This window comes from Streptococcus sp. HMSC072D07, assembly GCF_001814835.1.
Classification (GTDB): Bacteria; Bacillota; Bacilli; order Lactobacillales; family Streptococcaceae; genus Streptococcus.
On sequence record NZ_KV818086.1, the window covers coordinates 123,364 to 134,939 of the forward strand.

At 41.6% G+C, this 11,576-nt stretch carries 12 protein-coding genes and 2 tRNA genes; all 14 read right to left on the reverse strand.

Going from position 1 to position 11,576, the window contains the following annotated elements; all coding sequences use genetic code 11:
- Positions 1–145: 145 nt before the first annotated feature.
- Entirely contained in the window at positions 146–715 is a 570-nt protein-coding gene (locus HMPREF2991_RS09830) for a hypothetical protein (protein ID WP_070567549.1), read from the reverse strand.
- A 19-nt stretch (positions 716–734) separates the two neighbouring features.
- On the reverse strand, positions 735–2,147 hold the full coding sequence (gene sufB, locus HMPREF2991_RS09835; RefSeq protein ID WP_000797057.1) for a Fe-S cluster assembly protein SufB: 1,413 nt from the start codon (positions 2,145–2,147) through the stop codon (positions 735–737).
- A 57-nt stretch (positions 2,148–2,204) separates the two neighbouring features.
- On the reverse strand, positions 2,205–2,645 hold the full coding sequence (gene sufU, locus HMPREF2991_RS09840) for a Fe-S cluster assembly sulfur transfer protein SufU (protein ID WP_070567551.1): 441 nt from the start codon (positions 2,643–2,645) through the stop codon (positions 2,205–2,207).
- A complete protein-coding gene (locus HMPREF2991_RS09845; protein ID WP_070567552.1) occupies positions 2,632–3,858 on the reverse strand; it encodes a cysteine desulfurase in 1,227 nt (408 codons plus the stop codon). Before HMPREF2991_RS09845 ends, sufU begins: the two co-directional genes overlap by 14 nt.
- Positions 3,859–3,868: 10 nt before the next feature.
- Positions 3,869–5,131 (reverse strand): Fe-S cluster assembly protein SufD, encoded by a 1,263-nt coding sequence (gene sufD, locus HMPREF2991_RS09850; protein WP_000159660.1) that lies wholly within the window; start codon positions 5,129–5,131, stop codon positions 3,869–3,871.
- A 27-nt stretch (positions 5,132–5,158) separates the two neighbouring features.
- The gene (sufC, locus tag HMPREF2991_RS09855; RefSeq protein ID WP_000114489.1) at positions 5,159–5,929 is read right to left on the reverse strand and encodes a Fe-S cluster assembly ATPase SufC; all 771 of its coding nucleotides are present in this window, start codon (positions 5,927–5,929) and stop codon (positions 5,159–5,161) included.
- Positions 5,930–6,080: 151 nt separating this feature from the next.
- Positions 6,081–6,275: a DUF3272 family protein gene (locus tag HMPREF2991_RS09860; protein ID WP_000198269.1), complete on the reverse strand. Its 195-nt coding sequence runs from the start codon at positions 6,273–6,275 to the stop codon at positions 6,081–6,083.
- Between the two features lie 27 nt (positions 6,276–6,302).
- Positions 6,303–7,961 carry a DNA polymerase III subunit gamma/tau gene (dnaX, locus tag HMPREF2991_RS09865; protein ID WP_070567554.1) on the reverse strand — a complete coding sequence of 553 codons (1,659 nt, stop codon included), beginning with the start codon at positions 7,959–7,961 and terminating at the stop codon, positions 6,303–6,305.
- Entirely contained in the window at positions 7,961–8,458 is a 498-nt protein-coding gene (locus tag HMPREF2991_RS09870) for a GAF domain-containing protein (RefSeq protein ID WP_070567556.1), read from the reverse strand. Before HMPREF2991_RS09870 ends, dnaX begins: the two co-directional genes overlap by 1 nt.
- A gap of 82 nt (positions 8,459–8,540) precedes the next feature.
- Positions 8,541–9,743, reverse strand: a complete 1,203-nt coding sequence (rpsA, locus tag HMPREF2991_RS09875; protein WP_001001617.1) for a 30S ribosomal protein S1 — start codon at positions 9,741–9,743, stop codon at positions 8,541–8,543.
- A 162-nt stretch (positions 9,744–9,905) separates the two neighbouring features.
- A tRNA-Gln gene (locus HMPREF2991_RS09880) sits at positions 9,906–9,977 on the reverse strand.
- Between the two features lie 8 nt (positions 9,978–9,985).
- Positions 9,986–10,066: transfer RNA gene (locus HMPREF2991_RS09885), tRNA-Tyr, on the reverse strand.
- 49 nt (positions 10,067–10,115) lie between these two features.
- A complete protein-coding gene (locus HMPREF2991_RS09890; RefSeq protein WP_000037107.1) occupies positions 10,116–10,346 on the reverse strand; it encodes a DUF2969 domain-containing protein in 231 nt (76 codons plus the stop codon).
- Positions 10,347–10,458: 112 nt separating this feature from the next.
- Positions 10,459–11,496, reverse strand: a complete 1,038-nt coding sequence (locus tag HMPREF2991_RS09895; RefSeq protein WP_306806719.1) for a branched-chain amino acid aminotransferase — start codon at positions 11,494–11,496, stop codon at positions 10,459–10,461.
- Positions 11,497–11,576: the final 80 nt, after the last annotated feature.

Sequence of the window (11,576 nt, forward strand, 5' to 3'; positions counted from 1 at the left end):
GGTTCTTTTTTAAAAAAATTCTGAACAGAAAGGATTCCTGTTCAGAATTTGCATTTTTACCCAGTAATTCTTTCAATTAGTTACTCATCAAGCGATTAAGCTCAACAGTATACCCCATTGAAAGTTTTTGGGGATTTGGGATTTTTTAAACTTCAAAGTAAGGGAAGGGACGGTCACTATCTAAAGGACGATGTGGAACTTCTTGTTCCAGAATAGCGCGCCAACCAGATACCAATTCTTCAAAAGTCAGTTGTGCTTCTGGAGAAGCTGTTGTCAGCTTCCGACCAAACCAAGCCATGGTTGCAGTTTCAAATTGAAGCATAGCGTACTGGATTACTGGTACATTTGCCTCTTCATAATTTTCATTTACTGCACGCGCTACTTCTGCCGCTTGCGGAAGGAGTTGATTGCTGATTTTATCAACAACTGTCGCATCCATCTCTCTCCATGAAAGAAGTTGACCATTTACCTGATAAAAGAGCTCAAAGGTTTCTTGATTTTCCTTAAAATTAGCAAGAACAAATGCACGTTCTACTGCCTCAGGACCGCCAGCAGCTTTTACAGCGTTTATCAAGAGGTTTTGTTCCATTTGTCGCCAATAATCATCAGCTTCTGCTTCAAGATCAAAAACAAATGCCTGATCCAACTCTTCAATCGGGGCTTCTCCCTTATTCACTTTTTCAATCGTTCCAAATAAACGCTTTAAAAATCCCATTTGCTTCTCCTTTTTGGATTTATCCGACTGAACCTTCCATTTCATAACTAATCAAGCGGTTCAACTCAACTGCGTATTCCATTGGAAGTTCTTTTGTGAAGGGCTCTACAAATCCCATAACGATCATCTCAGTTGCCTCAGATTCTGACAAACCACGGCTCATGAGGTAATAGAGTTGTTCCTCTGAAATCTTAGATACTTTGGCTTCGTGCTCCAAAGCAACTTGCGAGTTGTGAATTTCATTAAACGGAATGGTATCTGATGCTGACAAGTCATCCATGATAATGGTATCACACTCGATGTGAGAAACAGATTTCTTAGAGTTCTTGTTAAAGGTTACTTGTCCACGGTAGTCCACCTTTCCTCCGCCTTTTGCGATAGATTTGGACACGATAGACGAGCTTGTATGTGGAGCGTTGTGGATCATCTTAGCACCCGTATCTTGGTGTTGCCCTGCATTAGCAAAGGCGATTGAAAGCATGGTACCACGTGCTCCTTCTCCATCTAGGTAAACAGATGGGTATTTCATAGTTGTTTTGGCACCTAAGTTTCCATCAATCCACTCAACAGTAGCATCTTTCAAAGCTTTGGCACGTTTTGTTACCAAGTTATAGACATTATCAGACCAGTTTTGGATGGTTGTATAACGCATATAAGCTCCGTCCAAGGCAAAGATTTCTACAATGGCAGCGTGCAAGCTGTTGCTAGAATAAGTTGGTGCTGTACATCCTTCTACGTAATGGACGCTTGCTCCTTCATCAACAATAATCAAGGTACGTTCGAACTGACCTGTATTTTCGTTGTTGATACGGAAGTAGGTTTGAAGTGGAATATCTACCTTGACACCTTTTGGCACGTAGATAAAGGTTCCACCAGACCATACTGCTGAGTTGAGGGCAGCCAATTTGTTATCTGTTGGCGGTACCAACTTAGCGAAGTATTGTTTAAACAAGTCTGGGTATTCCTTGAGGGCAGAATCTGTATCTGTAAAGATAATCCCCAATTTCTGGAACTCTTCCTTCATGTTATGATAAACCACTTCTGACTCGTACTGGGCAGAAGCTCCTGCTAGATAAGCACGCTCAGCTTCTGGAATTCCGATACGTTCAAAGGTTTCTTTGATTTTTTCAGGAACTTCATCCCAAGAACGGGCAGGTTTATCAGAAGGTTTTTGGTAGTAGATCAAGTCATCAAAGTCAATCTCTGACAAGTCTGCTCCCCAGGTTTGCATGGGCATTTTTTTGAAGGTTTCATAAGACTTCAAACGGAATTCTAACATCCACTCAGGTTCTCCCTTAGCAGCTGATAATTCGCGAATGACTTCTTCGTTCAATCCTTTTCCTGTCGATAGGACAGGCTCTACATCGTCATGGAAACCAAATTTATATTCACCAAGGTCAATTGGTTTTGGTTCTACTCTTTCTTCAGCCATAATATCCTTTCTTTCATTCTTCATTTCTACTGATTCATAAGACAAAAGAAACTTGTCTTACTTGTTATCTTGATTTTCAATTGTTTTCTTAAGGGCATTCCAAGCCAGGGTTGCACACTTAATCCGTTGTGGGAATTTGGCAACACCTGATAAGAAAGCCGCGTCTCCAAGTTGGTCTTGACGCTCATCTTTTTGCCCTTGAACCATTTCTGAAAAAATGGTCGCAAGTTCTAGAATTTCTTGTTTGGTCTTGCCTAAAACTGCATCTGTCATCATACTAGCAGAGGCAGTTGAAATCGTGCATCCTGAATTTAGAAAAGCAATATCTTCCAAACGGTCCTCTGCGTCAAACTTGACAGAGAGGTTGATGACATCCCCACAGGTTGGATTATTGAGGCTGATTTGCTCAGCATCTTCCAGCTTCCCTTGGTGATGTGGATTTTTCGAATGGTCTGCCACCACTGCCATATAAAGGCTATCTAGTTTAGAAAGTGCCATTGAAAAACTCCTTTGTCTTTTGTAAAGCATCGACTAGTTTGTCACAATCTGCCTTGGTATTGTAGATATAAAAACTTACACGAGCTGTTGCTGGGACTTCCAAATACTGAAGCAAAGGTTGGGCGCAATGGTGACCAGCACGAACAGCCACTCCTTCATAATCTAATGCTGTAGCAAGATCATGAGGATGAAGATCCCCTAGGTTGAAGGCAATGACACCTGACCGTTGAGCCAAGTCCTGCGAACCATAAATGGTCAAACCTTCAATGGCCTGCAATTTGGGATAGACGTATGCAATCAATTCCTGTTCATGAGATTCAATGGCATCCATACCAATCTTTTCTAGATAATCCACTGCTGCAGCAAGTCCGATAGCACCTGCCATATTTGGCGTTCCAGCCTCAAATTTCCAAGGCAATTCCTTCCAGCTAGCAGATTGCTCATAGACAAAATCGATCATCTCACCACCAAATTCTACTGGTGACATTTGTTCCAGATACTTCTCTTTGCCGTAAAGTACACCGATACCAGTCGGACCAGCCATCTTGTGACCCGAAAAGGCAAAGAAGTCCACATCCAAGTCCTGGACATCAATCTTCATATGAGGTGTAGATTGAGCACCATCCACCACCATGATAGCTCCAACTTGGTGGGCTAATTGCGTGATTTCCTTGATAGGATTGACCACACCAAGAACATTTGAGGCGTGAGCTAGGGAGACAAACTTGACTTTATCAGTCAATTTAGCGCGCAAGTCATCCATATCCAGAGCTCCGTCCTTGAGATAAACATAGACAAGCTCTGCCCCAGTCTTGCGACAAGCTTCCTGCCATGGAATGATATTGGAATGGTGTTCCATGACAGAGATCAAGACCTGGTCTCCCTCAGTCAGGATTTCCTCAGCAAAGCGTGCCACCCAGTTAAGGCTGGTTGTCGTTCCTCTGGTAAAGAGAACTTCCTTTGTAGAGCCTGCATTGATAAACTTACGAATGGTTTCACGAGCAGCTTCATAGGATGCTGTTGCTCGCTCAGCCAAGGTATGGACCCCACGGTGAACATTGGCATTGTCCTGCTCATAGTAGCGGTTGATTGTTTCCAGAACTGCTAGTGGTTTTTGTGTCGTCGCAGCATTGTCCAGATAGACCAGAGGTTCATCGTTGACAATCTGGTCCAAAATTGGAAAATCCTTGCGAATCGCTTCTACATCTAACATAGGCTTCCCCTTAGCGTTTTGACAATTTTTCTTCGATAGTTGCAATCATTTCGTCACGAACTTCTTTGACTGGAATCTCAACAATTACGGAGCCAAGGAAACCACGAACAACCAAACGCTCAGCAGTCGCCTTATCCAAGCCACGGCTCATGAGGTAGTACATATCTTCTGGATCCACCTGACCGATAGAAGCCGCGTGACCTGCAGTTACGTCATTTTCATCAATCAAAAGAATGGGGTTGGCATCTGAACGCGCCTGATCTGAAAGCATGAGAACACGACTTTCTTGCTGCGCATCAGCTCCCTTAGCACCCTTGATAATGTGTCCAATACCATTGAAGGTCAAAGTTGCTTTTTCAAGGATAACCCCATGTTGGAGGATATTTCCGATAGAGTTGCAACCATAGTTAGTCACTCGAGTATCAATCCCTTGAACCTGACGGCCACTTGAAAGAGCTACGACTTTAAGGTCAGCATGGCTACCATTTCCAATCAAATCGCTATCAAAATCAGCAACAACATTTCCTTCGTTCATGACACCGATTGCCCAGTCAATGCTTGCATCGTTGCCTAGTTTACCACGACGGCTAATATAGGCAGTGACATTTTCACCTAAACGGTCAATAGCTGCAAATTTCACTTGCGCACCTGAACGAGCAATCACTTCGACCGTGATATTAGCAGTTGCCTTGGCACTACCTTGGCCACGAGACTCAAGACGTTCAAGGTAGCTGATTTTAGAGTTTTTACCTGCAATGATCAGAATATGCTTGTTAAATGGCACATCGCTATCGCTGTCTTGGTAGAAAATTCCTTCGATTGGCTCTGTAATCTCAACGTTATCAGGAATGTAGAGAACAGCACCACTGTTAAAGTAAGCCGTGTGGTAGGCTGCCAACTTGTCATCGTCATACTTAACAGATGACATGAAGAATTCCTCGATAAGTTCTGGAATTTCTTCTAAAGCTGAGTGAAAGTCTGTAAAGACTACTCCTTGTTCAGCCAATTCAACTGGAGTTTGTTCAAAAACAGTCTGCGTTCCTACTTGCACCAACTTCAAGTGATTATCTAGAGCCGTGAAGTCAGGAACATTTGCTGAAGGTTCACTTTCTGTGATGGTTCCATCTCCCAGATTCCAACGGTGAAATTTGACACGCTCAATAACTGGTAATTCCAAACTCTCAATCTTATCAAAAGCTTTTTGACGGAGGTCAGCCAACCAGCTTGGTTCAGCGTGCATTTCTGAAAAAAGTTTAATATTCTCTTTAGTCATTTACTTCTCCTAAAAGATACGAGGGAATTACAATTCTTCCTTGTAGTCGTAGCCAAGTTCTTCAGCAAGTTTTGCGTATCCTTCACGTTCCAAACGGGCAGCCAATTCTGGACCACCAGAAAGGACAACACGACCTTCCATCATCACGTGGACCACGTCTGGTGTGATGTAGTTCAAGAGACGTTGGTAGTGAGTGATAATCATAGCACCAAAGCCTTCACCACGCATGGCATTGACACCTTTAGACACAACTTTAAGGGCGTCAATATCAAGACCTGAGTCAATCTCATCCAAAAGGGCAAATGTTGGTTCCAACATCAAGAGTTGAAGAATTTCATTACGTTTTTTCTCACCACCTGAGAAACCTTCGTTGAGGTAACGCTCTGCCATTTCTTCTTTCATGTTGAGCAATTCCATTTTCTCGTCTAGTTTAGTGATGAACTCACGAACCGAAATCTTTTCATCATCTTCTTTACCAGCATTCATGGCTGCACGAAGAAACTCTGCATTGGTAATTCCAGGAATTTCAGATGGATATTGCATAGCCAGGAAAAGTCCCATACGCGCTCGCTCGTCTACTTCCAACTCAAGGATGTTTACACCATCAAATAAAACCTCACCTTTGGTAACTTCATAGTTAGGGTTCCCCATGATAGCTGCAGAAAGAGTCGATTTACCAGTACCATTTGGTCCCATGATAGCTGCGATTTCTCCTGTTTTCAGAGTCAGATTGACCCCTTTCAAAATTTCTTTTCCTTCAATCTCAACGTGAAGATCTTTGATCTCTAATACTGACATGATAGTTCCTTTCTTTTTCTGGCCTACTTCCTTTATCCTTAGCGAAATCACTTACATTTCTCAAAAAATACAAGAAAAGGTCCATAAATATACTCTACTAGTATAACAAAAAAAAGCCTAAAAGGCTTTGATTTTGTTTAGAAGCTAGTGACTAATCCTTACGGTTTAGGTGCTGATCAATGGCATCTACTATTTTCCCCATTACATAACTTAACCTAAAATTTCGAAAAAGTAGAATAGCCCAAAATGCTGCCATGAAATAGCGACCCGTCATCCAAGCTTCATTGAAAAAATAAGTCTCAGCAGCAGTAAATAGTGCTATCACGATAAATTGTTGTCTAGTCATAGAATTATTGTACCATGAAATCCACTTTTAGTCTTCTTCGACCATGACTTTATCAGCCAGAAATTCAAATCCTTCTGGAATTAGGCTTTCTTCTTCCGCCTCTTGATCAGCTTGAGAAGACTTGTTTCTAGCTGAAAATGCTGCACGAACCTCTTTCCATTCCTCTAGGGAAATTGCCAGGATTTCAGGTGAAAATCCAGCCGCCTGGCTGAGAATATTGCCAAACATGGTATTGAGGTTATCCCGTTTCATGGTTTGCCCTGCATTGAAATTAGATTCAAAAGCTAAAATAGCATGGTGTTCGTTGGCCGCAACTGGCTGAGAACCAACAAGCAGAGCCTTATCAGGACCAGCTAAGCTTTCGATTACTTCTCCCCATGCATTTTGGAGGCGAATCAAGTTTTGCCGTGCCAATTCAGGATTTTCAACAGCTTCTTGTAGGATAGCCTGAACCTTATTACGGTCTACTCGATAGACAGTCTTGGAAGTGGCTGGACGGCTAGGGACTGGCGCCACTTGTTTAGGCACCGTTCCAACATTAGCAAGTTCTTGCTTGAGACGAACTACTTCCTGTCTCAGTGCAGAAATTTCACTTTCGACAGCTCCTGAAAGCACTGGTTCAGGCTTAATCTCCGCTAAACGAATGGTCATCATCTCAGCATAAATCTTAGGTTGTAGGCTCGCTTTCATATCTGCCAAGCTCACAGTCGCTATTCGAATCATTTCAAAGAGACTTTCCTGAGAAAGAGCTAGATTGTCCATAAAAACTGGACTATGATGAGTATTTTCGCCACCTGTCTGAACAACTAATAGATCACGCAAGTACTGTAAAAGATCCGTCACAAAACGAGTCATACTCTTGCCATTTTCAAACAAAAGATTCAAAGAATCAAGAGCTTTTAAAACATCCTGCTGTGACAAGGCGGCTACATAGTCATCAAGCGCTGATAGACTAATGGTGCCTGTAATCTCCTCAGAGATAGCTGTAGTTAAAGCATTCCCTTGAGTCAAACTCAAGGCTTGGTCCAGAATAGACAAGGCATCCCGCATCCCACCTTCAGCCCGTCTGGCAATGATTTCTACAGCATCTGGTTCAGAACTGATATTTTCTTTTTCTAAAATATGATGAATATGTGCCGTGATATCTTGAGTTCGAATCGATTTAAACTCAAAACGTTGGACACGCGATAAAATAGTTGCTGGAATCTTGTGCAATTCGGTAGTCGCCAAAATAAAGACAACGTTCTGGGTTGGTTCTTCTAGGGTCTTCAAAAGCGCATTAAAAGCTCCTGTAGACAACATATGAACCTCGTCTATGATATAGACCTTATAACGGGCCAAACTAGGAGAATAGGTGGATTTATCACGAATTTCACGGATTTCATCGACTCCATTATTCGAAGCCGCATCCATTTCGATAACATCTTCTAGGCTACCTTCTGTGACTGCTTGGCAGATATAACAGTTATTACATGGTTCCCCGTCTACCTGGTTCGGACAGTTCATAGCCTTGGCAAAAATCTTGGCTACACTGGTTTTACCAGTTCCTCGAGGACCTGAGAAAAGATAGGCATGACTAATCTTTTCCTGCTCAACTGCTTGTTTTAGGGTTTTAGCCACAACTTCTTGACCTACTAGTTGTGAAAAAGTCTGGCTTCTATATTTTCGATAAAGTGCTTGATACATTAGGCTTTCTCCTCAAACATCGTAAAGTCCCATTCTGTCTTCTCAAGCAAAATAGCGACAAATTGTTCCAAGTAATCACGGTCAACGGCATTGTAATCATCAATAACTGAAGAATCCAGGTCTAAGACACCCAGCAATTGACCATTCTTGAGCATGGGAACCACGATTTCACTCTTGGCCATACTATCACAAGAAATGTAGTTTGGATAGGTGCTCACATCGCCAACCAAAACAGTCTCTTGAAACTCAGCAGCTTCTCCACACACGCCTTTTCCAAGCGGAATGCGAATACAAGAAACACCACCCTGAAAAGGCCCTAAAACCAACTCGCTACCGTCAAACAGATAAAACCCTGCAAATACAGTATTGGGAAAGCGAGATTTTAGGAGGGCACTAGCATTCGAAAGATTGGCAAGAACATTGCTCTCACCGTCAAGCAAATAAGAGAGTTCCTCATTTAACAATTGATATTGTGATTGTTTTTCTGAATCTAACATAGAACTATTATATCAAAAATGAGAAAGAGACAAAAGAAAAATCCCTTGTTTTAAACAAAGGATTTTGTGATTATCAATTTGATTAAAGTTCGATATCACCGAACAAGTCAGCCATTGAGAATCCTGTTTGTGTTTCTGGAAGTTCGAAATCACGTTTTTCTTGACGTTTTGGACGACGTGGACGAGCAGCACGTTTTTCTTCTTTTTGTCCTTCTTCTTGAGCTGGACGTTCTTCAAGAGCTTTGATAGAAAGTGATACACGTTCTGCGTCAGCGTTAACATCAAGGACTTTAACAGTAACTTCTTGACCAACAGTAAGAGCTTCTTTTGGATTTTCGATACGTTTGTGTGAAATTTGTGATACGTGAACAAGTCCATCGATACCTGGCAATACTTCAACAAATGCACCGAAGTCAGTCAAACGTTTAACTGTTCCTTCTACTACATCACCTTTAGCCAATTTTTGTTCAACGCCATCCCATGGTCCAGGTGTTGTTGCTTTAAGTGAAAGTGATACGCGTCCTTCTTCTTCGTTAAGATCAAGGATCTTCACTTCGATTTCTTCACCAACAGTTACAACTGATTTAGGTGATACGTTACGTTCGTGTGACAATTCAGTCAAGTGAACCAATCCGTCAACACCACCAAGGTCGATGAAAGCACCAAAGCTAGTGATACGAGCAACTTTACCAGTTACGACATCACCAACAGCCAATTTACCGAATACTTCAGCACGAGCTGCTGCAGTAGCTGCTTCAACAACTTCACGACGTGAAAGGATGAAGCGGTTTTCTTTAGGATCAACTTCCTTGATTTTAGCATCAAATTCTTGACCTACGAAACGCTCAGTGTTACGTACGAAACGAGTATCCAACATTGAAGCTGGGATAAATCCACGAACACCTTCAAATTCTACTGAAAGTCCACCTTTAACGGCACGAGTTCCTTTAACAGTAACAACTTCTTCTTCGCGTCCTACAAGTTTGTCCCATGCTTTGCGAGCTTCAAGGCGTTTTTTAGATACAAGGTATGTAACTGTATCAGTATCTTTACCAACTACTTGACGAAGTACAAGAACATCCAATACTTCTCCTACTTTCACAAAGTCATTGATATCTGCATCGCGATCGTTTGTCAATTCGCGAAGAGTCAAGACACCTTCAACACCAGTCCCAGAGATTGCAACGTTAGCTTGAGTCGCATCAACTGTCAATACTTCAGCACTAACAACATCACCAGGCTCAACTTGGCTAACGCTATTTAGCAAATCTTCAAATTCGTTCATCTAAAAAATCCTCCAACAATCAAGTTTTTCCAAACTTGACATACTTATAATTTTTTTCCTAAGCACCCGCAAAGACATGTTCATATCGTTCACGTCTTTCAATTATAAAAATAAAATACCCTAAGATATTTTTCTTTTTATCTTGAATTTATTACCTAAGAACTGGGGTAGCTGGATTCGAACCAACGCATGAGGGAGTCAAAGTCCCTTGCCTTACCGCTTGGCTATACCCCATTGATGAATGGAGAGAGAGGGATTCGAACCCCCGAACCCGAAGGAGCGGATTTACAGTCCGCCGCGTTTAGCCTCTTCGCTATCTCTCCAATGTTTAACGAGAACTATTATATCATGAAATTTTCAATAAAACAAGTATTATTTTGTCAAATTATAGTTTTCAATCAAAATTTCCACAGCTTTTTCAAGTTTTTTATAAAAACTATCGACATTTCCATTCTTTATGATGGCAAATTGGCTATCTAATTCGGCAATTTCCCCAATAACCTTTTTCCCGATCGTCAAAACGTATCCTTCATAGCTGTCTTTTCCAACAGTCACTTTTGCATCCGTTAATTGAATTTCAATTTTCTTATCTTTTTTACTCATACTGTACCTCTTTTCACTTTTTCTATTGTACAAGAAAATGCTCAAACTAGCAAGAAAAAACTCCATTTCAGTCCTTACAACTGCTATGGAGTTCTTCTTTACTTCATGTCTTTTAGTCCACTTTGACAATCCATCCTTCAGGTGCATCTACATCACCAAATTGGATACCAGTCAATTCATCATAGAGTTTACGTGTCACAGGACCTACTTCTGTTTCACTATAGAAAACATGGAAATCATCGCCATGTTGGATGCCTCCAATTGGCGAAATACCCGCTGCTGTCCCGCAGGCACCCGCCTCTACAAAACGATCCAAATTATCGATTGGGACATCGCCTTCAATCGGTGTCAAGCCCAAGCGGTGTTCTGCCAAGTAAAGCAAAGAATACTTGGTAATAGATGGCAAGATAGATGGACTCAATGGCGTAACAAATTCATTGTCTGCCGTGATTCCAAAGAAGTTGGCTGATCCGACTTCTTCAATTTTTGTATGTGTAGATGGGTCTAGGTAGATAACATCTGAAAATTGGTGTGACTTGGCCATTTTACCTGGAAGGAGACTAGCAGCATAGTTCCCACCTACCTTAGCAGCACCTGTACCATTTGGAGCGGCACGGTCGTATTCATCCTGAATCAAGAAGTTAGTTGGGACCAAACCACCTTTAAAATAGTTACCAACCGGCATAGCAAAGATGGTAAAAATATATTCTTCTGCTGGTTTTACCCCAATAATATCCCCAACACCAATCAACAGCGGACGAAGATAAAGGGTTCCACCTGTTCCATATGGTGGGACGTATTCTTCATTTGCACGCACAACTGCTTTACAAGCTTCTACAAACATTTCTGTCGGAACTTGTGGCATCAAAAGACGGTCGCAAGTACGTTGCAAACGCTTGGCATTTTCGTCAGGACGGAACAATTGAACACTGCCGTCCTTGGTACGATAGGCTTTCAATCCCTCAAATGCTTGCTGTCCATAGTGGAGACTTGGAGAAGACTCTGAAATATGCAAGGTTGCATCCTCTGTCAATTCTCCTTGATCCCATTGACCATTTTTGTAGTGAGCGATATAACGGTAAGGTAATTTCATATAAGCAAATCCAAGGTTTTCCCAATCAATTGCAACTGTCATGTTTTTCTCCTTTATACTATTCAAACTATGTGTTCTATTCTACACTTTTCTAGTAAAATTTCAAGTATTATTTGTAATTTTCTGAAAATTTTTTC